Below are 21,252 nucleotides of genomic sequence, written 5' to 3'. Positions count from 1 at the left end.
TTGTGACCAAATCTAAATTCCCCACCCCAAAATCGACAAAATTGGCAAACCCTTGCCAGCAAGGTCAACTGATTGAGATAGAGATTACCGACTTGACAGACACCGGCGACGGAGTTGGTCGTTTTGGTGAGTTAGTAGTGTTTGTGCCCGATACCGTAACGGGCGATCGAGTCCTTGTGCGCCTCGTGCAAGTCAAATCCACCTATGCTACAGGCAAGCTGGACACACTTCTGGAAGCATCCGAACACCGCATCCGAGCTAATTGCATTGTCGCCGACAAGTGCGGGGGCTGTCAGTGGCAGCACGTAGACTATCAATATCAGCTTGCAGCCAAGCAAAATCAAATCATTCAAGCCTTAGAACGGATTGGCGGATTTAGCAATCTGCAAGTTGATGAAATTTTAACGGGAAAAATCGAGGGATTTCCCCAATCTTTGGGATACCGCAACAAAGCGACTTATCCGGTGGCAATATCTGCAACAGGTCAAGTCCAAGCAGGTTACTATCAAAAAAGCACTCACAAATTAGTCAATCTCAATCAGTGTCCGGTGCAAGACCCGCGCCTCAATCCTTTGTTAAAAGAAGTCAAAGAAGACATCCACTGGCGGGATTGGCAAGTCTATGACGAAAAGAAACATACAGGAGAATTGCGTCACTTGTCCTTGCGAATCGGACGGCGCACCGGCGAGATGCTGCTAACTTTAATAGTTCGCACTGGAGAGTTACCGGGACTCGAAGAGCAAGCATCAGAGTGGCTGAAACAATATCCTCAACTGGCAGGGGTTTGTTTGAATATAAATCCCGATCAAACTAATGTGATTTTTGGTGCCGAAACTCGCTGCATTGCGGGCCGTTCTTATCTGCGAGAAAGATTTGCTGGTTTGAATTTTCAGCTAAGATCCGATACTTTTTTTCAGGTAAATACAGAGGCGGCTGAAGCGTTGTTAGAGGTGATGGTAGGGGAATTGAATTTGCAGGGAAACGAGGTTTTGGTTGACGCTTACTGCGGCATTGGTACTTTTACTTTACCTCTGGCAAAACAAGTAAAAATAGCCATAGGTTTAGAAGTGCAACCGGCGGCGATCGAACAAGCCAAATTAAATGCTGAGTTAAATGACGTGAGAAATGTCGATTTTCAGGCGGGAACTGTAGAGAGTTTGCTGCCTTCCTTGGGATTGACACCGGATATTGTGCTGCTAGATCCGCCGAGGAAAGGGTGCGATCGCGCGGTGTTGGAAGCTATCAAGGAAATCAAACCAAATCGCATTGTTTATGTTAGCTGCAAGCCTGCTACTTTGGCTCGCGACCTGAAGATTTTGTGCGAAAATGGGGATTATAAGTTAGCGCGAGTGCAGCCGGCGGATTTCTTTCCTCAGACTTCTCATGTTGAGTGTGCGGCGTTTTTGGTCAGGTGAATGGAAGGGCGATCGTTGTTTAGTTAAATTCAATCATCAGCATCGGTGAAGAGGGCTGACAAATCTCGATAACCACTGACAACTCGAAAAATCTCTACCTCCTGTCCGATCGGCATATAGAGGATGAGATAGTTGTCTATGGAGAGACTGCGAAGCAAGGGTAAAATTTCGTCTCTTTGTCGTCCCATATTGGGAAATTGAGCAATTTTGGCGAATTTAGCGTCAAGATTGCTTAAAAAGCGATCAGCTCGATCGAGTCCCGATCGACTAGCGATGTAGTCTGCAATTTGCTCAATGTCTTGAATTGCGGGTTGGGTGAGGCGAAATTTTGGACTCATGTTTCTTTTGAACTGTAGCGCGATCGCAAATTAGCTCGAATTTGTGCCATTGCGGTTGCACCGTCTACGACTTCACCGCGTTGGGATGCTTGCTGACCAATCAGTGCGTCTCGTTGGAGTTCTTGCAGTCGTCCTTGATAAATGTCTTGCTGTTGTTCGAGTAGTTTAATCGCTGCAAGGATAACGTCGATCGCGCTGTTGTATTTGCCGCTGGTGAGTTGGCGCTGCACGAGGGCTTCGACTTCAGGAGGCAAAACAATTTGCATGGTGTTTGAGATGAGGAGTGTTGATTCTATTGTAGGCGATTCCCTACGGGATAGCGGCGCTTCACGCCTTCAGTTAGATTGGTTAATGTAGGGGCTATCGCTCTTTTTAGGAGGGATATGTGGCTCAAACTAAAGACTTGTCTGGATGTAAATCATTGACGCTTCTCTACTCTTGAAGCTAGGATAGTTAATGAAAAGCTACATAGCTAACTCACTCCATTTACAATTGGTAACATATGGAACCCTTCACGGCTGGCGCGATCGCAACTTTGTTTTTAACGAAAGCAATTGAAAAAACAGGTGAAATTTTTGGAGAAAAGGTATTGGTGGAGAAAGGCGGCCAGTTGATGCAACTGCTTAAGCGCAAGTCTCCTGATACGGCAAGTGCCATAGAATTAGTAGCACAACATCCAGAATTAGTTGAACAGCAGCCAGAGGATTATGGAGAAGCCGTTTTGGTAGAAAAAGTTGAGTCAGCAGCAAAATCCGACTCTGAAATCGCGGTGGCAGTTCAAGCTTTGGCCGATGCTGTTAAGTCTCAGCCACAAACAAATCAGAATATTACGAACATAGCAGAGAAAATCTATGGAAACATTCAGGGAGGTTCCATCGAGAATCTTACCCAGAACTTTTGACTGAACTCGCCCGAAGGGGAACGGGTAATTGTGCCTCTAGAAGAGCAAGAGATTGATGCCCAAGTAAAAGATGAATTATCCGATGAATTTTATCGCGGAATTTCAGCTCGTTACGAGCATATTTTGGCTGATGTTGATGTCTTGCGTCATAAAAACTTACAAGAAATAGCTAAAAAATTTGAAGAAAACAGAGTCATTATTATCCACGGCGCTTCTGGTCAAGGCAAGACGACTTTAGCCTTTCGCTATCTTCGCGAATTCTTTTCCGACAAATCGCGCTTTAAAGTTCAACTAATTGATAGCAGAAAACACGCTCTTAGTATTGCGACAGCTATAGGCGATAAAGCTAATGCTATCGGTATGCCGATTGCCGTTTACTTGGATGTTTCACCCAACGATATTGGTTGGACTGAGTTAGTCAAGGAATTATCTACTCATAGAAACATTCGAGTTCTGGTCACGGTTCGCGAAGAAGATTTTCGTCGAGCCAGTATTTCTGGTGCTGAAATTCAATTTTCTGGAGTCGAACTGACCTTCAATCGAATTGAGGCGCAGGAAATCTATCAATCTCTTACAAACAAGAAACTTCCAGCAGAGTTCTTGACTTTTGAGGAGGCCTGGAACAAATTTGGCGGTGAAGGCCCCCTCATGGAATTTGTCTATCTGGTGACTCAGGGAAATTCTCTTCGAGAAAGACTCTCACAACAGATAAGACGACTTGAGGATGAAGCCACAACAGGAAAGCTAGGTGACGCAACCATTGAACTCTTGAGATTGGCTTCTGTAGCGTCAGCCTTTGAATCTCGGTTGCAGATTAGACCCCTTGTAAAACATTTAGCTTTAACTGCGCCAAAAAGAACTTTTGAACTATTTGAAAAAGAGTATTTACTTAGGCTTAGTGAGGATGGTTCCCTAATACAGGGATTACATCCTATACGTTCAGCAATACTTGCTGACCTTCTAAGCGATTCAACATTTTCACCCTGGTCGGAAAGTGCTAGCATCTGTTTGCCATTCATCTTTGAACGGGATGTTGAAAGTTTTCTCCTTTACGCCTTCTCCCGTCATCGGTTTGAAATTGAACCTTTGCTAAACTCTCTTACCTCATATCAGCCACAACAGTGGACTGCAATAGCAGGAGTCACGCGGGCTTTAATTTGGCTAGGCATTAAGGAATACGCTGAAGCTAATAAACAACTTCTTGCAGAAATATATCAAGATGTAGGAAATGGTTTTCTGTCTGTATTAGATTGCGATATTGCAGATGCTACTCCTGGCTGGGGGAGATTGTGGTTAAGCGAGTTGGGACATACACTTCCTCCAGAAGGACGACGGCGAATAGAAGCTTTTCAATCTCGTCAGACAGATAAGAAGCAGGTGTTTGTACGTGCTGAAACATGGTTGTCAAGTCGGACTCAAAAACCTACAGCACCCTCATCTGATGTGGATTGGTCTGGTATGGCGGAAACAATATTTTGGATAGGACATTTTGGAGTATCCTGGCTTTTAGCAGAATGGCTTTCTAATTATGAGATTGACCGAGCAATTGATGCGCTCCCCATCGAGATATTAGCTGATTTAATGCTAGGGATGTCTTGCGGATATCAAGACGGCTTTAGTTCTTGGCTGGAGACGAATCGCTCTCGACTTATGAATCGTTTTAGGCAAGAAACGCAAACAGTAGCATTGGAAGATGATGGAGAAAAACTTACGGCTCATTTTATTGTTGATATCCAGCAACAAAATGGCTCTCAATCTGAAGACGAACAAGAAGCCGAAACTACTAAAAATCGCTTCCATGAAGAAGCCGTGCAGCGATGCGAACTATTAAGAAGACTGCTGCCAGATCGAGAATTGTATGCTTGTCAAGGTTATGGTCACAGGGTGTGGTTAGGTGAGCTTCCATTCGATGAAACTCAAAAGACCGGTATTCCCAAGTCGTATTTTCCTATCTCATGGCTGCTCTCAGTTAATCCAACATTTAGAGGATTGGCGCTACAACCTTTTAGACCTAAAAATTGGCAGGAATATACACAGTTAATTTTCAATCTCAGACAGACTGTACTCCAAGCACTCAAACAACTAGAACAGGGTTTAGAAGTCTACTTCCGTCACTCAAAGAACGTTCAGTTAATTGGAAAATTAATTGACGCAAAAAGATGGGATTATTGTCAGCATATCCTACGTAACCAACCCTTGCTTCCTCATTGTGCTGTTGATGAATGGGGTTTTATTGATGAATTAAGCTCTGATTCATCAAGTCAAGAGGCTAAAGAAAAGCTCAAATTATACAAGCCTTTTTTAAATAATTTTGGAACTTACACCACCACTCTTTATAACTTTTTTGGCCAAGCAATTCATGGAATGGCATTAAATCCAGTCTTGGGAAAAGGATTGAAGCCTGAACAGAACAATGAGGCAACCAAAAACCAAATAATTGAAATCGCCCAACAAAAAGGGATTCAACCTCATGTGATTCGTATATCCAATTTCAACCTAGCTAATACAATCCAAGTTTTGCCCAAGCTCCACAAGAACTTTAGACAGTTGCTGGCTCAATTTATCAATGACAAGGAATTGGAGTCTTTGGATGGTCAAGAACAGGTAGTCTATAGGCGTGTATGGAATCTCTGGTATTTGTTTACATCTCAGCCTGGTTTACGCTTACAGAATGCCGTACAGGAGTCTGCCAATCGATTTGATTATACTAAAAAAAGAATTAGAAACAATCTCAAAAAAGAGTTACGAAGTATTTCGTCTGAAAGCCTACGGTTTCAGATTATATCTGAAGAGATTCTTTGGAGACAGGAACGGACACTGTGGATAAAAATTGATGGCGAAAATCCTGTAGAAGTATACAACTCCTTGGAAAGGGTACTGAGTGCGATCTGGCAGGCATTTTTGGAAGTTAAGAACAAGGATTTGCGACACCATGTGATTGACTTAAATTGGCCTTTTGTCGTCATTATACCCTTAGTCAAAGGCAAGTCTTTGAATGCTACAGCATGGCGCATTTCCCTAACTGTTCTGTTATCCAATGACGAACAGCTTGAATTGAAGTGGTGGAATTTAGCTCCTCATCCTATTCCTCCAGATGCTTTAACTGAGTTGAGATTAACAACTTGGGCAGAACCGCGTTTAGAAGTGGGCCATAAGCTAATTGCTTCGGTGTCCAAGTTATCGTTATTTGCAGCCCATATTCGAGATTTTGCAAGACTTCCCGATTTAGATGAGCAAGGAAAAAAAGAATTTCAACAGTATATTCAGCGTCTAGTTGCTCCTATGAAGGAAGCTTTACAGTTAGTGCTAGATACAGAGGTAGAAATAGGAAATTTATTCGGGGAATTCTCACCTTCTGACTATGAAAACCGTCCAAATTTAGTGGCTGTAGTGCAAGCTTTACAAGCTTTACACAATCAGGTTTTACCAACTTCCGATTTTCAGGGTCAAGTGTCAATGGATTTAGAAGGAATGGTTGAATGGGCTAATCGACTAGAAACAGGGAAACAGTATGCTTTTTTAGCGTATTTGTTTTGGGCTTCAGATATTGTAAATATGACCCCTTTCGCCAAGTAACTCAAAGAGCGATCGTCCTTATTTTCCGAAAGTGCGATCGCCCTCTCTTATCAAAAAAGTCAATAAAAGCTTCTGGGTTTGTTTAACTATAAGTCTAAACGTGATAAGCAGTAATAGCAACAGTTCCATCAGGACTATAAATAGCTTCAATGCGTCTAAAAGTAGAATGAGTCCACCAGACTTTCATACGATTTCCCTGAGCCGGAGCCGTACCCATTTTACCGTAGCCTGCTGTCAATAGAAGTAACTCAAATTCGGTAGATGGCAAGGTTTTTACAGTAATTTGAGGGATACCGTCAAGCTTATGCTTATCAAGGGTCATAGCTACCTTGATAAGTGCTGTAAATGCGGTAGCCAGGGAATACTAAAGCAATGCCAATGGGACTGTGAATAGTCCCCGGATAGTTTTCTTCGGGCTCGCTACCCCCAATCCGAATTTTGAGCGCACCCAGCCAAATGTAGATCCCTGGAATTAAAGTATCTAAACTGTAGGCGATGGATCGCATTTGAAGATCGGGGTAATTAATCGGTTTTAAATACTGTGGCTTTTCAGGTTTGGAAATGGACATGGCACTGATTCCCGTGCGTTAGGGTACAAAAACGGTCTTGTTGATTACACTTTAACATAACCTAAGTTTCACTTTTCAATTGTTAAGCTTATTTTACTATTTTGTCGCGATCGCCATTAAAAATTTCATATCCCAGCGTTTGATAAGCCTGAATCTACGCTTCTCTAGTCTCCTCTTGCGGCACACCGTCAGGCCAATAAAATTGCTCTTCAGGTATCGGTTGCCACCAACGATCGTCTTCCTCAGCAGCCCATGCAAAGCAGTTATATTCTTGAGATTTAGGCCTGGTAACTTGATAATCCGTGCGAGACAAATTGGGCAACTTAAATTCAAATTCTGGTTTTCTATACATTCTCTTCAATCGCGTAGCCTTGATTTCTCCCCCAATCTATCCAAGCTGATGCCATCTGTTTTACCCTTCCCCTTTGTTCTGGTTTAATGGGATTTTCACCCGTAATTGCAGTCAACGACGATAACCAGTAAACGGGATTTCTTTTCAGTTCCGATAGCAACAGCGGCACGATTTGTGTTCCCATACTAATAATTTCCAGATAGGCAGGATGCTGAGACATTTGGGCAGTTGAAGAAAGTCCAGCAACATCTTTCTCCCAATCCGAGGCTAGTGCATAAAACTTGTCAACTATTTCAGGGGGAATTTTAGCATTTTTGTTGGGATATATTGAGCAGTATTGGGTGAAAGACTTTCTGGCTGTGCGAGTAAGTTTTCGATGCCTATTAAAACTAACTCTTCTATCGATACATCCAAGTCGTTGGCGAGTTTTTGTAACTTCAGGAGGCGCTCATCTGAAAGGGCGATCGCGATCGTATTCATCTGACTTACGCTCCTAGCATGATGCCTTAAGTATAGCCAATAAATTACTCACCTTTAGTCACCGTTAAACCAAATTGTAGGGTGCGTTAGACATTAATTCTTTCGATTTCAACAGGTTTGAAGGATCGGACGCACCCTACGAACAGTATTTCGATCGCCCCCACCATCAACTAGATGCAAGCTAGATCCAGTCCGGCCTGAATCGCGGAGAGTCCAGAAGAAGTATAGAATAGAGGTTGCGGAACCGGCACACCGCCCGATCGCTCGCCCCCAGCAATTTGTTACCCTAAAAATAGAATCTCCCCTCCCTCAACTCCCTCCCATGAACAACGCTTCTCCCCTGATTCAAACGATAACTCCAGAACGCTGGGCCGGGTTTAGTATGGACTTTATAGGGGCGGGTTACACGGGTTTGTTGGTCAAAAACGGCCGCGCCGTGCGTACCCTAAAATCCGGGCGGCATTTCAGCTTCGCCCTTCCCCTGCTGGAACAGGCTCAAATTGTCCTCGTAGACACCAAACTCCGCAATTTGGACGTGCAGTCGCACGGAGATTTTTTGTCTAAGGATCGGTTTTTAATTGATGCTACTCTGACTGTTATTTATCAAGTTATAGATCCGAAACGAGTAGCTTTGGAGTTGTCCGATCCTATAGCTGTTTTAGCAAGTGCAGTTAAGGATTGTATGGGATTAGCGATCGGGCAAATACCCCTACAACAGCTTATCAGTCAAGGACGGCTGTTGCTGCGCCAAAATTTGCTCGATCGCGTCCAAGATTTTTATACTCTAGGTTTTAACTTAGAAGACGTGCGAATTGGCGATGTCAGCTTTCCCGAAACCAACGGAGTTATTCGCCAAGTTGAGGGAATGAGTGCCCGACAGGAAGCAGAAAATGCGGCGGCCCTGCAAATGAGAATTGCCGAAGCAGGCCGTCCGATTGTTCCTCAATCTCCCGTACAGCAGTTAAACTTAATTTCAGGTAATTCTCCTGCGAGTCTTCCAGCTTCAGACACAGCAGCCGGGTTCGATCGAGATTTACAACAACTGACAGAACAACTTGCTCAAAACAGTCTCCCTCCTGGGAGAAATCCTCCCCAACTTGCACCAACGGTACTCGCAAGCAGCGATCGCAAAACAACCGCATATTTAATCTACAAACTTTCTGGAGAAGCGATCGCCCTAACAGCCAATCCCTTTACAATTGGACGCGAACCAACCAACACTTTAGTATTACAAGACCCGCAAAGTTCGCGCTACCACGCTCAAATCCGCCGGGCCACTGACGAAATTGGCAAACAGCGATATCAGCTTGTCGATAGTGGCAGTTCCAACGGCACTTTTGTAGGGGGGCAGAGGCTGGCTGCTAACGAGCCTTTTTGGTTGCCGAATGGCTGCGAAATTGCGATCGGCGACCAAAGATGGATCTTTCAAAATTCGTGAGTGAGAGAGATGAAGATTTGTTTAAACAGCAGATAAACACAGATAAATCCCATCAGCGTTCATCTGTGTTTATCTGCTGACATCTGCGGTTAAAAAATCCCAATCTAAGTAACTAGATTTAATCACTACATACACGTAATAGATGAAGATGGTTTTAAACCGCAGATAAAAGCAGATAAACGCTGATAAACGCAGATAAATTCCATCGCCTTTCATCTGTCAGGTTTCTGTAGGGGCGTTGTCAAGAGTCCCCGCCCTTCCGACACAGCTTGACAAATCCCTCCGGCCCAATTCCCTATATTCCCCGGTAGAAGTCTCTTCCCAATCTTAGGGGGGATATCTCCACAAGCATTTCGAGCGAGAATTTGTCAAGATTGAAAATATAAGTAGAGGACAACCCCATGAACTTTTCTATACAATCTGTTTACAACTGGTACCGCGACACCCTCCGCAACCCCAAATACCGCTGGTGGATTATTCTGGGAACCCTGGCCTATCTGGTAAGCCCGATCGACATTGCCCCGGATTTCCTGCCAGTCATCGGTCAAATTGACGATGTGGCAATTGCTGTGCTGCTGATTTCCGAAGTTTCGCAAATGGCGATCGACTACTTTAAATCTCGCCAAACAGAGACAGCTTCAGCATCCGAAGCCACCGGTGCGAATTATTCTGAAGCCAACGGCAGCACCGTTGACGTAGATGCAGTTTCTGTAAAATAATTGCCAAAAATAATCGAGCGCTACAACCCCGACTTCTTCAAGAAATCGGGGTTTTTGTTTTTTAAATGGCCACTGCTCAGATCGTGCTCCAAAACTGGTAATTTTAACTATGATCCATCTGTGCTAACAACCAATTTTTATAGATGAAGTTTAGCGAAATAGTAGAAAAACTTAACTTAGCCACCAGTCGCACCCTCACAGCGTCGGTTGCTACCGATCCAGAAATTACAGGTGCGGCCCCTGTTGATGAAGCTGCACCCGGTACTATCAGTTACATAGAAGGCGCTAAATTTGCCACTCATACAGCCACTACAAATGCTTCGGCTTTAATTTTACCCTTAGATGAAAGTCTCCAAGCTCAATGTGACGATCGCAACATTGCTTGGATTGCCGCACCCGATCCGCGATTGGTGTTTGCTGAAACGATCGCCATTTTCTATCAACCGTTTCGCCCAGCATCGGAAATTCATCCCTCAGCCGTCGTTCACCCCTCAGCAGAAATTGGTGAAAATGTCTATATCGGCCCCCACGTCGTTATTCAAGCAAAAGTCAAAATTGGCAGCAACGTTTGCATTCATCCAAATGTTGTAATTTACCCAGATGCGGAAATAGGCGCAGGCACTGTTTTACACGCTAACTGTGTCATCCACGAACGTACTCGCATCGGGGCAAATTGCGTGATTCACAGCGGTGCGGCGATCGGTTCCGAAGGTTTTGGGTTCGTGCCGACAGGCACAGGATGGGTGAAAATGGAGCAGTCTGGCTGCACGGTATTAGAAGAGGGCGTTGAGGTTGGCTGCAACAGCACGATCGACAGGCCCGCTGTCGGAGAAACCCGCATCGGCCAGAATACAAAAATTGACAATTTAGTACAGGTAGGTCATGGCTGTCAAGTAGGGAAAAATTGCGTTTTTGCCGCTCACGTTGGCATGGCTGGCGGAGTAAAAATTGGCAACAATGTAATTTTGGCAGGTCAAGTAGGAATTGCTAATCAAGCCCAAATCGGAGATGGGGCGATCGCCACTGCTAAAGCTGGAATTCACAGCGACGTGCCCGCAGGTGCGATCGTGACGGGAGTTCCAGCAATTCCCCACAAACTATTTCTCAAAGCCGCAGCCGTATACAACCGTTTGCCGGAAATGTACCAGTCTTTGAGGCAAATTCAGCGCAAGCTCGATCGGTAGTCATTAGTTATTAGTCATTAGTCATTAGTTAAGAATTAACAGTCAACAGTCAACAGTATTATAGTTGCAACCCATTAAATGTGGAATAGCATAAACAACCTGCGACTGCTGTCGCCGTCCATACCAGCAATTGTCAAAATAATCTTGTTTTTCTCAACTTGGATTGTTGTGTGGCTGCCCATAGCAATTGTGCTGGCGATCGCCCTCAAATGGCATCCACCCCAACCCCTGGGAAACAAAAAACTACCTTTACTAGCTTCCCTCTACGTGATTGTCCCCTTCATTTTATGGGCGACAAGTTGGATCGAAAACACATCTTTTGTTAACTGGGGTTGGGATTGGCAACCCGCAGTTTTGATGTCATTAATGCGGGGATTAGGATTAGGAATAATTAGCTTAGTAATTTTATTCGGTCTGCAATTAGCCACAGGCTGGATCGAGCTAAAAAAAAGCGAGGCTTCCACGGAAACAGGCGAAAAAAAAATTAATTTGTGGACTTTAATTTTCAACCCGGCTAGTTTGCTGACTCTGTTATTAGGACTGTGGATTAGCGCCACAGAAGAGTTAATCTTTCGCGGCTGCTTGCAAACAATCCTCCAGCAAGATTACTCAATGCTAATCGCAGCAGCGATCGCCAGTTTCATTTTCGCGATCGCCCATCTAATTTGGACCGCCAAAGAAACTCTACCGCAACTGCCCGGATTGTGGCTGATGGGGATGGTTTTAACATTAGCCCGAATCGCCGACAATGGCAGTTTAGGATTGGCGATCGGCATTCACGCAGCTTGGATTTGGGGTATAACTACCGTAGATACAGAAGGCGCAATTAATCCCACAGGCCGCGCACCGGAATGGATTACAGGAATAGCAGCAAAACCTCTAGCAGGTGCAGCCGGCATTTTATTGCTACTAGCAACCGCAACCTTACTCTTCCTGACTCAAATCAGCGTTAATCAGCGCTAATCAGCTTAAATCTGCGGTAAAAATTCCGACATTAATTCAAGTGTCGATCGATCGTCACAATCGAAACAGGCCGCAACGCATCAAAACGAGTTGAATTCCCCCCAGCCACAGAACGCGACAACTGCACTTGCACGATTCGGTAACTCCAGTGCGGTTCCCGGCGCACCCGATCGCCAATCCAGCTCAAAACAGTAGCAATATCCTCAAAAGCATCCAAAGCCAGCACGATCGAGCCTCCAGGGAGCAGCCGCAGCGCGCAAACGCCCAAAATTTTAGTCAACCCTCCGCCACTACCGCCAATAAAAATCCGGTGCGGAGGACGCAAGCGGTGCAAGATTTCCGGGGCGGTTCCGTGAATCGAGAACACATTTTGCAGCCCAAAACGGCCATAGTTGAACTCGATCGCAGAATTACCAGAAACCGTTTGTTCGATCGCGTACACCTCAGACTGCGGGAATAAACGAGCAATTTCGATCGACACAGAACCGTTACCAGCACCCACATCCCAGACAACTTGTCCCGATTGCAAAGCCAATTGTGCCAACACCAACACCCGCACTTCCCGTTCAACCGTCAAACCAGGCTTATCGCCACAACCGATAAAAGCTGCATCCGGTATTCCCAACAAAGGCAACTTTTCCAAATCCAAAGGTTCTGCCCTCGGCGGGGGTTCCCGCAGCATCACCACCACGCTCAGCGGTGCAAAAGACTCTCTCAGCAAAGCTTCCAGAGACTTGCGGCTTACCCGTTCCTCGGCAGCCCCCAAATTTTCGCAAACCCAAAACTTGTAGCGTGTCGGCAAATCTAGAGCTTTCACCAAACTTGCCAGTAAAGCCGGAGTGTGAGCTTCGTCCGCCAGCACCGCAATCTTCTCCACACCGAGCTTCAGCTTCGCCGTCAGCTCCTCAAAATAGCGTCCTTGAGAGCCTACACAATGAGCATCTTGCCAAGGGATTCTCAAGCGATTAAAAGCCAACTGCACAGAACTGACATGGGGGTGAAAAGTTAATTTTTCGGGTGGCAATTGGGCAATTAACAACTTTCCCCAGCCGTAGAACAGGGGGTCTCCCGCCACTAAAATTACGATCGGTCGATCGCGGGTTTCCACCGTCCCCGCAGAGGGATCTAATTCGGGTTCAGTCGCCCACCAGCGCCGAATTTCCAGAATTGCTTCGGTCAAATCTTCCAACGCCCAGCGCTCTCCGTCGTGCTGGGGAAAATAGCTCAAAAGGCGGTCGCTGCCTATTAGCAGAGCGGCCATTTCTACAACCTGCCGCGCCGATTCGCTCAGCCCAGAAGCTCCATCTAAACCGATACCAACTACGTGTATTATCACTTTTTAAGCAAAAAGTAAAAAACCAGAATTACTGATTTTTCCTGGTTTTTCATAAATTTTTTCCTTGAGTTTACTTTCAAACAAAAATAATTAAAGCATTTAATAGGCAATATCCTGACTGTTGTCACAGGGGAGAGGGGGAGAGGGGGCGAGAGAGTGGGAGATGGGGAGATGGGGAGAGTGGGAGATGGGGAGATGGGGAGAGTGGGAGATGGGAAAAAATTTTCCTTCTTCCCTCTTCCTTCTCCCTTCTTCCTTCTTCCCTCTTCCTTCTTCCTTCTTCCTTCTTCCCTCTTCCCTCTTCCTTCGTTAAAACTCAAAAACAGGCCATTCCGGTTGTCGGAGATAGGTGGTCATGTCGTCAAACTTCCGCAGTTCCACTCGGTGTACGGACTGTTCTTGCGGCGTGTCCAGCCATTGCTCGTTCAACTCTGACAGCAAAGCGCACAAGCGATCGCGGTCAAGGTTCGGCCCGGTGTCCCCAAAATAAGCCAGAGTAATGTGGGCCGTAAAATGATATTGCTGTTCAATTCCCAAAGCCATTAAATCGGGATTTTGATAGATCGATCGGCGAAACTCCAGAATTTGCTTGTAAGAGTTTTCGTCCGTCGGTGCCAAACAAACACCCACAGCCCTAGTCATCACCATCAACCCCAGCACTATCCAGCGAATGGGAGCGCCGCCCGCCAAGGGTTTGCAGGCGGCAAAACCATCGGCCATGCGCGAGCGCAGTTGCTCCTCAAATTCTGGATTTTTATCAGAGGCATCTCGAAAAGCGCTGTTCCAAATTAAATCGGCTACGGTTAAATGGAAGCTATCAGGAGGCAGTGCCACGAGCGCACCCTCCCCTATTTCCTGCAATAGCCGTTGTTGGCTCGACTGCAAATTACTATAAAATGCAGCATTTTCTGCATCTTCCCCCGCAGGCGGCGTAATCACTGAATAACCTGGAAAAGGTACAGGAGATCTCCGGCCTGCTTCGTCGGGCTTAAATTTTGGAGATTCCTGAATGTGTTCCACCTGGGACTTGTAGGAGTCCAGCAGCGTCATTCGCGCCACCCGATTTACGTAAGCTTGATAAGTATCATCCAATCTTGATTTCCTCGCGGTGACAAACTCCCACACCAAATTTTATATTATGGTGCGGGCTTCCAACAGCCCTATTCAGGATATGTTGGACTTGCGGAACCTGCAACTTTGATTTTTTGGGCTACTGAGCGTTAAATCATGCAAATTTACCTGTTTTGGGGGGAAGACGACTTTGCAATGGCGCAGGCTGTGACAAGTTTGCGCTCCTCAGTCCTCGACCCCAACTGGGCTAGTTTTAACTATGACAAGATTATTGCCGATTCCGCCGGAGCTGTGGTCGAAGGGCTCGATCGAGCCTTAACGCCCCCCTTCGGTACCGGCAGCCGTTTTGTCTGGCTGGCCAATACTACTGTAACGCAGCAGTGTTCTCCAGAACTGTTAGCACAATTTGAACGGACGCTGCCGGTGATTCCCGACACCACCGTGCTGCTGCTAACATCCGTCAAAAAACCCGACAGCCGGCTCAAATCTACCAAGTTAATTTCCCAGTCCGCCGCCCAAGTGCGGGAATTTTCACCGATTCCGCCTTGGAATGACAAAGAATTAGCCCAGCGGGTGCGCCAAGTCGCGGGCGAAATGAACGTAAAATTGACCGCCACAGCGATCGAACTTTTGGCCGAATCCATTGGCAGCGATACCCGCGGGCTATACAGCGAACTCGAAAAATTGCGACTGTTTGCCGGCAACCGCAGCCAACCTCTGAACCCGGAGGAAGTGGCAGCACTGGTACACTGTCACGCCCAAAATACTTTCCAGCTAGCCGATGCGATTCGCGAGGGCAATACCTCCGCCGCTTTGGATTTACTGGCAGGCTTAACTGGCCGCAGCGAGCCTGGTTTGAGAATTGTGGCTGGCTTGACTGGTAAGTTTCGGATTTGGCTGTGGGTAAAGGCGATGATCCAAGCGGGCGATCGCGATGATAAAATTGCTCAAGCTCTAGATCTCGGCAATCCGAAACGAGTATACTATTTTCGGCAAGAAGTCAAGAATGCCAGCTTAGAAAAACTGCAAAAAAGTTTGCCTTTGCTCCTAGAGTTAGAAGCTTCTTTAAAACGGGGCCGAGAAGAAATCTCAACCCTGCAAACCAAAGTTATAGAACTTTCTAGCTTGTTTCGCTGATGCGCGACAGAGCACAGGAGCGGCGCTTTACTGTAAATTTTTATAACAAATTTCTTTCTTCGGCTATGTGCTTGATGCCAGATCACGGGGCAAAAGGTCAATAGATACTAGAAATACTCTTAGAATGCCAAAGTAGAAGTTAATGTGGTAAATAAATATTGTCCGCCGAATGCCGATCGGTTAATATTATTTGCCGGCTCTCCACCCCCCCCAAAAAAAGAGCGCTACCCATGACACAACAGAACCCGCGGGAACTGCTCAAGCAAGGCGATCCAAAAGCGATCGCATCTAGCATCAACCGTACACTCAAACCCAAAGGCATCAACGCCGATGTGACGCGGGACAACGGCTGCCTCCACATAATTCTGGAGGCAGACAAAGTACCGGATCAAATGGTATTGGTCGATTTCATCCGCACCGGCATGACGAAGCTGGGACTTGAATCAATTCACACTGTAAAGGTTTACGGGCGTCGAACAGGTGACGGTGAGCCTACGTGGGAAGATGAAATTGATCTGATGCCTGCCGATTCAATGCCTTACCCCTTGGATAGTGGAATGCCTGACGACTCTGTAGGTTTAGATGATGTCGAGCCCGAAGGCGAAGACTATTATCAAGAAGGAGAATTCGATCGAGATGACGACGAGGAAGACGAAGACGAAGACGAAGATCAAGCCCCGCCTCCGAAAAAACAATTTCCCAAATGGGTAATACCTGTGGGTATCTTAGTACCTCTGGCGGCGATCGCAGGGCTTTTCTTTACTAAAACTTTCCCCTTCGGCGACTCTAACCCAGAACCCATCGCCCCCGTAGCTACTTCCCCCTCCCCGAAACCCGCATCTCCCGCGTCTAAAGCCGCTGCATCCTCGACCGCCGCCTCTCCGGGCATCCCACAGGCAGCCTCCCCTGCCGCAAAACCCGCTCCGACTGCTGCGCCAGCAAGCCCAGCTCCAGCTTCTCCTCCACCAAAAGCCGCCGCGCCCAAGCCTGACTCTTGGAGAGAAGCCGTTAACACAGCTCAGAAGGCAGCAATTTCGGCCCAGACGGCTCAGTCTCAAAATGAGTGGATAGCAGTAGCAAGCCAGTGGCAGCAAGCGGTTAAGCTCATGAGAGCCGTACCGTCAACCAGCCCTAACTATCAAAAGGCTCAGCAAAAAGCGGCAGAATATCAGGCTAACCTGATTGTTGCCAACCGCAGGGCTGCAGCAGCACCTTAAGAGTTTTGAGTTGAATACTGGATGTGCTAAAAGTCAAAAGTCAAAAGCCAAAAGTAAAAAAACTTGTTTTTACTGAAAGCTTTCTTACTTTTGACTTTTTTCAATTTTATTAAAAATTTATTTAACTTCACTACATCTGTAAGGCTTTAGCTATCTTCAGCCTTTAATCAATCTCGGTATCGGAATTTTTGGTCGATTAATTATAGTTCACGGCGCTGCGACAAAATTATTTTTAACTCCTCTGAGGTTAAATCAATTCTTTCTTAGTAGTTTACGTGCATAAAATCTTTTTCACGCTCTCAGCATCATTGTAGTATTATTTTGGGTAACAGATATTAACATTACTTTATTTACCTTGATTTTTTTCTACCGACTTACTTAGATGTATATACAGCAAGCCGGATGTTCGCACTCCTTCCTGTAAAAACAAAATTTACTCAACAAACACCGCAATAACTTGGTTTCTTGGATAAACCGGTTTGCTAAACACAGAGCTTGGTTTAAATCTGTTCTTCCCCTGGATTAAAACGCTGAATTCCGGGATTTTCCTCTGCGCGCACAATAGCATCTTTGGGAATATTGAGGATGCCTGTAAATGAATTTTGGCTTACTTTCAAAGCTTGTTCCTTATTTTTGTATTCGGCTAGTTCGCACTGTAAATTGTCAATAGTCTGTTGCAAGCGAGTGGCTTGTCTGAGCATTTCTTGTTCAGAAAAGTCCAGCAATTGCATCAGATTAGCCACTTGATATTCAAGTAATTGGGTTTCGTAAATATTGTTATTTGTAACAAAGCTTGGAGGATTTTCTGAATACTCAAAAACACTTTTTTTGTCGGGCATGGACAATGCTGTTTTGACACTAAGTGCCAAATCTTTAAACATTTCAGCAGTGTTGTGGGGAATTTTAACTTTCATGAACATCACTACCGCAAACACACTTCCTGACGGCAGAAGTCCCCCAAATCCTAAGACAGACTTGACGTGGTAGGGGATAATTAAGGAATTTTGCTCAGGAATAAAGGGGCTACCTTTTGCCTCTGAGACGTGAAAAATATTTAATACTGCGGGCTCTAATTGCAGGAACCTTTCTCGCTCAATTCCGAGGAAGGTAGGAATGTCTAAACCAAACTGCCGGATTATTTCTGCAATCGCTGGCATTTGAGCCACTAATTTTGTGCTAAGTAATGGAATAGCTGTATTTTCTGCTGCTGTGTGCCGAGAATTCCACTGCGGTTCAGGGCCTGCGGCTGCTAGCAGAGTCCAACATTTCATGTCGGTGGTGGGGGAATTTCCCTTCATCAAGCGGCGGGCAGATTGTTGCAATGAGTCTTCTAATTCCCCGTAGGGATGAGTTTTGAACAAACGCACTAAGGCACAGGAATTTTCTCCAGTTTGCGAATTGCAAAAATGTCGGTAAATATAGTTAACAATCTTCTGGCTGCTGGCTTCCATACTAGCAGTATTTCTACCTAAGTGGCGCAGGACTAAGCTGCATTTAGCCATGTCTTGCGGGGTAAATAAGGTAATATCGTACATTAAAAAATGCTCTCCAAGAGCTCAAACACTCTTGTTCATTTATCGTTAAGGCCGCTACGGCATCCGGAATCCTACTGAGAGTTTTAAAAACAGTGTTGGTTGAAATATCTATAAAATTTGCCCCCCAATGCAGCGGTTGTATGGCAGGATACAGAAATTAAGATTAAAGCAAAAAAAATCTATCCCCTAGGGTAGGCCACAAGGAAGAAAAGCCAATGTATAATTTAGGAAAAGGTTTTTTACGATAACTCCTCCAGAGGAAAAGAAACGGGCTTTTTCACCAGATATGCCTCGCATTTTACTGAGCATTTTCCTAGATAAAAGTCGGTTTCTGGGTCAGCCATATTCACAGAAATCCTAGAAACTCAAGCTCCAATTTTCGTTGCAGGCGATCGCACGCCGATTAATCAAAATTTGGTAAAATTTCGGCAGTCTTGGACGGAGAAACCGGGTTTGCTTACAGAGAAAAAACCCGGTTTCATGGGTATAGGTAAGTAGATGCTGTGTTCAAAACTTTTAACCACCCCAAAAAAACTCTACTCAGCAGGTGGAGACTTTGCTTCCAGGGCATCTTTAGCAGACAATCCCTGATCTTGAACGCCAAAATACCACAAACTAGCAGCAGCTTCGGCGCGAGTGACTGATTTCTTCGGCTGAAACAGAGTAGTAAAACCAAAAACGCGGCGAATATTCGCCAAATCTCCATTGTTAAAATCAGCTAAAACTGCCCGCGATGCCTGGGAATCAATCTTAGAAGCATCCTGAAAGCCCCATTTTTCTTTCACCCCGTCAATGTTAGCTGTCGGTAAAACTTGACGACTATCTAAAGGCACTTTCCAAAGAATCATTGTTTCGCGAGTTAAAGGTGCATCCGGACGAAATTTCACATCTTTAGTTTCTCCAGAAAGTGAACTCGGAATTACACCGGCTTCTGCTAAACCTTGAATAGCTGAAAAATCCGGGTCAGTTTTGGGTACGTCAGAAAAGGCTGGTTCGCTAGAGTCTACTGCTAATCTAATTTGTTTGGCTTGACGGCTAGCATAAATCTGATTGTTAGCTGCTACTAACCAGCGGGCGTATTCGCGGCGAGTGACAATTTTGTTGGGTTTGGGCAAAGTGCTGGCTGTTTCTAAATTACCATTTTCTGTCGCTCGCACTTTTAGCACTTCCAACTGACTTAAATCAGCCACATACTGCCGCAACTGTTGAGGAATTTGGGTGTCTAGTTGGCTAACGTTTGCTGATTTTGGCGACGCGGATGGTGTTGGAGTAGTTCCCTCTGAATTAGATGAATTTGGTGAAGCGGTTGGAGATGCGCTAGACTCGGAATTGTTAGGTTGGGGACTGGTGGCAATTTCTGGGCTGTCTTTGCTGTAGTCGATCGCAAATTCTGTAGAACCCCCTACTTTCTGAGTAGGAGAAAGCGACACTGTTACCCGCAAATTATCTCGCGTTGCTATCAAAGAACCTTGTCCCTCGGCGGTGGGGCGGCTGACTATTTCCCAGTTGCGACGCCCAAACTCTGTGGAGTAAAAGTTTTGAACCGAATTAACCGGATCTGTGCTCTCCCAGCGCAGTCGCACATTTTTGGGCAACGAATCTGTTTGCCCACTAACTTCGATTAACTCAGCATTAGGATAGAGTGGAATCTCCGTAGGAAAATCCGGAGGAAGTTTGGCGGTAGAGTTTGTCTCAATAGCTGTCGCTGGTGGCGGGGAAGAGAAAACCACTGGATTTTGTTTTAATTTCGGATCGGCGGCTAATGATTCTTCGAGTGCCTTGCTGTTGGGGCTGTTTGCACAACCTGTGACCGCAGCCAGGAGACACACAGCCAGCCAAGTATTTACAGCAGCGAGTATATTGGTTTTATTGGTTTTAGTGATTTTAGAGCGTTCTTGAGAGTTGCCTCGCCGTTGAGTAAATATAATATTCAGCATAAATCCCCCCTTTGCGGATATATTTCTAGGCTAGCGCAGATCGATCGGGCATATATAATTTTTACCCAAATGAAATTTCTGTATTTACTTCTAGTTACTGCTACATTACTTTCATACCCTGTCAAGTTTGCCCGTCCCGCTGCATCTCAACCAGCCCCGCTGCGGACAGTCATTCAGACGCCAGAGTGGCAGCCATTTTGCTCAGCGATGGGTCAGTTTGCGATCGATATGCCGGCAAATCCCAAAATTAATTCCGAAATTTTTTCAAATCAAATTATTGCTCATACATATCGATCGAAATTAAAAAACAAAGAAACTTATTTGCTTCAATACTTTGACCTAGATTTTCGGCTGAGGAACAATAATATTAATAATATCAGAATTACTTTAAATAATGCCGTTGATTTTTTTGTCGTGGCAGCGAATGCTAAAGTCTTGCAAGTGCGGGATATTTCCCTCGGAGGCTATCCGGGAAAAGAATTTGAGTTTCAGCCACTTTCTCCCACTGAACCTGTAGGTGTAGGTCAAGTTTATTTGGTGGAAACGCGCGTTTATGGGCTGGTTGCCACTACTCCAGAACCAGAAAATGCTCAAAAATTTCTCGACTCTTTTCGTTTGTTTTGAAGCAGGAAGTTTGGCAATGAGTAGTGTATGAGATTTAACAGATTTAACGGAGAGATGTTGAGCGAATAAATCACAGGTTTCAGGGAAGAGAGATAAATAAGTTGGGAATGGCGATCTAATTTATTAATAAAACTTACGATTGGCAACTCGGTGTTTAGGAAAATAGTGGCTTTGGCAACAAAAAAGGTCGCCATCAACCGGGTTTTTGAGTAATAATTTGGCCAAAACTCCATTAAGCTAAATTTGACTTAATACCTTATTGTATTTTTTGTACTCTATCTAACGATATAGATTAATTTTACACCCGTGGAGCGATGTAGATACTTGCTCAAATTTATATATTTGATATAAGGATTTTTAAATCGCCGAAAGCAAAAATCAGAAAGCATAAACAAAGATGCTGTCTTGCTCCATCTGGCTCCCATCTGGCTCAACCAAGTCAGCCTCATCGAAAGCTTAC

At 45.3% G+C, this 21,252-nt stretch carries 22 protein-coding genes; 10 read left to right on the top strand and 12 right to left on the bottom strand.

Annotation, left to right across the window (positions count from 1 at the left end):
• The first annotated feature begins 2 nt into the window (after positions 1–2).
• Positions 3–1,415 (top strand): 23S rRNA (uracil(1939)-C(5))-methyltransferase RlmD, encoded by a 1,413-nt coding sequence (gene rlmD, locus Q5691_RS18330; protein ID WP_333346149.1) that lies wholly within the window; start codon positions 3–5, stop codon positions 1,413–1,415.
• Between the two features lie 29 nt (positions 1,416–1,444).
• On the opposite strand, the gene Q5691_RS18325 is transcribed toward rlmD, so the two are convergent.
• Both Q5691_RS18325 and Q5691_RS18320 read right to left on the bottom strand, forming a co-directional pair.
• Complete coding sequence (locus Q5691_RS18325) at positions 1,445–1,753, bottom strand: type II toxin-antitoxin system RelE/ParE family toxin (RefSeq protein WP_333346145.1); 309 nt, start codon at positions 1,751–1,753, stop codon at positions 1,445–1,447.
• The gene (locus Q5691_RS18320) at positions 1,750–2,019 is read right to left on the bottom strand and encodes a type II toxin-antitoxin system ParD family antitoxin (protein ID WP_333346142.1); all 270 of its coding nucleotides are present in this window, start codon (positions 2,017–2,019) and stop codon (positions 1,750–1,752) included. Before Q5691_RS18320 ends, Q5691_RS18325 begins: the two co-directional genes overlap by 4 nt.
• Positions 2,020–2,255: 236 nt before the next feature.
• On the opposite strand from Q5691_RS18320, the gene Q5691_RS18315 reads away from it, so the two are divergent.
• Together Q5691_RS18315 and Q5691_RS18310 are read left to right on the top strand one after the other, a co-directional pair.
• Entirely contained in the window at positions 2,256–2,654 is a 399-nt protein-coding gene (locus Q5691_RS18315) for a hypothetical protein (RefSeq protein ID WP_333346139.1), read from the top strand.
• A 30-nt stretch (positions 2,655–2,684) separates the two neighbouring features.
• A complete protein-coding gene (locus Q5691_RS18310; protein WP_333346136.1) occupies positions 2,685–6,230 on the top strand; it encodes a hypothetical protein in 3,546 nt (1,181 codons plus the stop codon).
• 94 nt (positions 6,231–6,324) lie between these two features.
• On the opposite strand, the gene Q5691_RS18305 is transcribed toward Q5691_RS18310, so the two are convergent.
• The 5 genes from Q5691_RS18305 to Q5691_RS18285 all read right to left on the bottom strand — a co-directional run bounded on the left by Q5691_RS18305 (position 6,325) and on the right by Q5691_RS18285 (position 7,631).
• Positions 6,325–6,552, bottom strand: a complete 228-nt coding sequence (locus Q5691_RS18305) for a hypothetical protein (protein ID WP_333346133.1) — start codon at positions 6,550–6,552, stop codon at positions 6,325–6,327.
• Positions 6,542–6,799 carry a hypothetical protein gene (locus Q5691_RS18300; RefSeq protein ID WP_333346130.1) on the bottom strand — a complete coding sequence of 86 codons (258 nt, stop codon included), beginning with the start codon at positions 6,797–6,799 and terminating at the stop codon, positions 6,542–6,544. Before Q5691_RS18300 ends, Q5691_RS18305 begins: the two co-directional genes overlap by 11 nt.
• Positions 6,800–6,953: 154 nt before the next feature.
• Positions 6,954–7,151, bottom strand: coding sequence for a DUF7689 domain-containing protein (locus tag Q5691_RS18295; RefSeq protein ID WP_333346127.1), 198 nt, complete (start codon positions 7,149–7,151; stop codon positions 6,954–6,956).
• Positions 7,144–7,371: a hypothetical protein gene (locus tag Q5691_RS18290; RefSeq protein ID WP_333346124.1), complete on the bottom strand. Its 228-nt coding sequence runs from the start codon at positions 7,369–7,371 to the stop codon at positions 7,144–7,146. The genes Q5691_RS18295 and Q5691_RS18290 overlap by 8 nt, the downstream gene beginning before the upstream one ends.
• Positions 7,372–7,439: 68 nt before the next feature.
• Positions 7,440–7,631, bottom strand: a complete 192-nt coding sequence (locus Q5691_RS18285; RefSeq protein WP_333346121.1) for a hypothetical protein — start codon at positions 7,629–7,631, stop codon at positions 7,440–7,442.
• Positions 7,632–7,953: 322 nt separating this feature from the next.
• Here Q5691_RS18285 and Q5691_RS18280 point away from each other — a divergent pair, with 322 nt between their 5' ends.
• From Q5691_RS18280 to Q5691_RS18265, 4 genes are all read left to right on the top strand, one after another.
• Positions 7,954–9,069 (top strand): SPFH domain-containing protein, encoded by a 1,116-nt coding sequence (locus Q5691_RS18280; protein ID WP_333346118.1) that lies wholly within the window; start codon positions 7,954–7,956, stop codon positions 9,067–9,069.
• A 401-nt stretch (positions 9,070–9,470) separates the two neighbouring features.
• Positions 9,471–9,788, top strand: a complete 318-nt coding sequence (locus Q5691_RS18275; RefSeq protein WP_333036095.1) for a YkvA family protein — start codon at positions 9,471–9,473, stop codon at positions 9,786–9,788.
• Positions 9,789–9,931: 143 nt separating this feature from the next.
• Entirely contained in the window at positions 9,932–10,972 is a 1,041-nt protein-coding gene (lpxD, locus tag Q5691_RS18270) for a UDP-3-O-(3-hydroxymyristoyl)glucosamine N-acyltransferase (RefSeq protein ID WP_333346115.1), read from the top strand.
• Positions 10,973–11,050: 78 nt separating this feature from the next.
• Positions 11,051–11,935: a CPBP family glutamic-type intramembrane protease gene (locus Q5691_RS18265; protein WP_333346112.1), complete on the top strand. Its 885-nt coding sequence runs from the start codon at positions 11,051–11,053 to the stop codon at positions 11,933–11,935.
• 31 nt (positions 11,936–11,966) lie between these two features.
• Here the strand turns inward: Q5691_RS18265 and cbiE are convergent, their stop codons facing one another.
• From cbiE to Q5691_RS18250, 3 genes are read right to left on the bottom strand one after another with little or no spacing between them, the layout of a single operon-like run.
• Entirely contained in the window at positions 11,967–13,271 is a 1,305-nt protein-coding gene (gene cbiE, locus Q5691_RS18260) for a precorrin-6y C5,15-methyltransferase (decarboxylating) subunit CbiE (RefSeq protein ID WP_333346109.1), read from the bottom strand.
• Entirely contained in the window at positions 13,268–13,591 is a 324-nt protein-coding gene (locus tag Q5691_RS18255) for a hypothetical protein (RefSeq protein WP_333346106.1), read from the bottom strand. The genes cbiE and Q5691_RS18255 overlap by 4 nt, the downstream gene beginning before the upstream one ends.
• Positions 13,581–14,321 (bottom strand): DUF1868 domain-containing protein, encoded by a 741-nt coding sequence (locus tag Q5691_RS18250; RefSeq protein WP_333080749.1) that lies wholly within the window; start codon positions 14,319–14,321, stop codon positions 13,581–13,583. The genes Q5691_RS18255 and Q5691_RS18250 overlap by 11 nt, the downstream gene beginning before the upstream one ends.
• Positions 14,322–14,498: 177 nt before the next feature.
• Here Q5691_RS18250 and holA point away from each other — a divergent pair, with 177 nt between their 5' ends.
• Positions 14,499–15,479 (top strand): DNA polymerase III subunit delta, encoded by a 981-nt coding sequence (gene holA, locus Q5691_RS18245; RefSeq protein ID WP_333215763.1) that lies wholly within the window; start codon positions 14,499–14,501, stop codon positions 15,477–15,479.
• Positions 15,480–15,709: 230 nt separating this feature from the next.
• A complete protein-coding gene (locus Q5691_RS18240) occupies positions 15,710–16,696 on the top strand; it encodes a hypothetical protein (RefSeq protein WP_333215761.1) in 987 nt (328 codons plus the stop codon).
• A gap of 500 nt (positions 16,697–17,196) precedes the next feature.
• Here Q5691_RS18240 and Q5691_RS18235 read toward each other — a convergent pair whose 3' ends face one another.
• On the bottom strand, positions 17,197–18,231 hold the full coding sequence (locus Q5691_RS18235) for a histidine kinase (protein ID WP_333346103.1): 1,035 nt from the start codon (positions 18,229–18,231) through the stop codon (positions 17,197–17,199).
• Between the two features lie 536 nt (positions 18,232–18,767).
• Positions 18,768–20,168, bottom strand: coding sequence for an S-layer homology domain-containing protein (locus Q5691_RS18230; protein WP_333215757.1), 1,401 nt, complete (start codon positions 20,166–20,168; stop codon positions 18,768–18,770).
• Positions 20,169–20,237: 69 nt separating this feature from the next.
• On the opposite strand from Q5691_RS18230, the gene Q5691_RS18225 reads away from it, so the two are divergent.
• On the top strand, positions 20,238–20,792 hold the full coding sequence (locus Q5691_RS18225; RefSeq protein WP_333346100.1) for a hypothetical protein: 555 nt from the start codon (positions 20,238–20,240) through the stop codon (positions 20,790–20,792).
• Positions 20,793–21,252 lie beyond the last annotated feature (460 nt).

It is taken from the genome of Microcoleus sp. w1-18aA5 (assembly GCF_036701705.1).
Classification (GTDB): Bacteria; Cyanobacteriota; Cyanobacteriia; order Cyanobacteriales; family Microcoleaceae; genus Microcoleus.
The sequence above is the reverse complement of the archived record's forward strand: the minus strand, read 5'-3'. Positions and strand labels throughout refer to the sequence as shown.

Excerpts from the sequence above, each read along its gene's own strand:
- Q5691_RS18325 (WP_333346145.1), bottom strand. The coding sequence starts at position 1,753 with ATGAGTCCAAAATTTCGCCTCACCCAACCCGCAATTCAAGACATTGAG.
- Q5691_RS18320 (WP_333346142.1), bottom strand. The coding sequence starts at position 2,019 with ATGCAAATTGTTTTGCCTCCTGAAGTCGAAGCCCTCGTGCAGCGCCAA.
- Q5691_RS18315 (WP_333346139.1), top strand. The coding sequence starts at position 2,256 with ATGGAACCCTTCACGGCTGGCGCGATCGCAACTTTGTTTTTAACGAAA.
- Q5691_RS18305 (WP_333346133.1), bottom strand. The coding sequence starts at position 6,552 with ATGACCCTTGATAAGCATAAGCTTGACGGTATCCCTCAAATTACTGTA.
- Q5691_RS18300 (WP_333346130.1), bottom strand. The coding sequence starts at position 6,799 with ATGTCCATTTCCAAACCTGAAAAGCCACAGTATTTAAAACCGATTAAT.
- Q5691_RS18295 (WP_333346127.1), bottom strand. The coding sequence starts at position 7,151 with ATGTATAGAAAACCAGAATTTGAATTTAAGTTGCCCAATTTGTCTCGC.
- Q5691_RS18290 (WP_333346124.1), bottom strand. The coding sequence starts at position 7,371 with ATGTCTCAGCATCCTGCCTATCTGGAAATTATTAGTATGGGAACACAA.
- Q5691_RS18285 (WP_333346121.1), bottom strand. The coding sequence starts at position 7,631 with ATGAATACGATCGCGATCGCCCTTTCAGATGAGCGCCTCCTGAAGTTA.
- Q5691_RS18280 (WP_333346118.1), top strand. The coding sequence starts at position 7,954 with ATGAACAACGCTTCTCCCCTGATTCAAACGATAACTCCAGAACGCTGG.
- Q5691_RS18275 (WP_333036095.1), top strand. The coding sequence starts at position 9,471 with ATGAACTTTTCTATACAATCTGTTTACAACTGGTACCGCGACACCCTC.
- lpxD (WP_333346115.1), top strand. The coding sequence starts at position 9,932 with ATGAAGTTTAGCGAAATAGTAGAAAAACTTAACTTAGCCACCAGTCGC.
- Q5691_RS18265 (WP_333346112.1), top strand. The coding sequence starts at position 11,051 with ATGTGGAATAGCATAAACAACCTGCGACTGCTGTCGCCGTCCATACCA.
- Q5691_RS18250 (WP_333080749.1), bottom strand. The coding sequence starts at position 14,321 with ATGACGCTGCTGGACTCCTACAAGTCCCAGGTGGAACACATTCAGGAA.
- holA (WP_333215763.1), top strand. The coding sequence starts at position 14,499 with ATGCAAATTTACCTGTTTTGGGGGGAAGACGACTTTGCAATGGCGCAG.
- Q5691_RS18240 (WP_333215761.1), top strand. The coding sequence starts at position 15,710 with ATGACACAACAGAACCCGCGGGAACTGCTCAAGCAAGGCGATCCAAAA.
- Q5691_RS18235 (WP_333346103.1), bottom strand. The coding sequence starts at position 18,231 with ATGTACGATATTACCTTATTTACCCCGCAAGACATGGCTAAATGCAGC.
- Q5691_RS18230 (WP_333215757.1), bottom strand. The coding sequence starts at position 20,168 with ATGCTGAATATTATATTTACTCAACGGCGAGGCAACTCTCAAGAACGC.
- Q5691_RS18225 (WP_333346100.1), top strand. The coding sequence starts at position 20,238 with ATGAAATTTCTGTATTTACTTCTAGTTACTGCTACATTACTTTCATAC.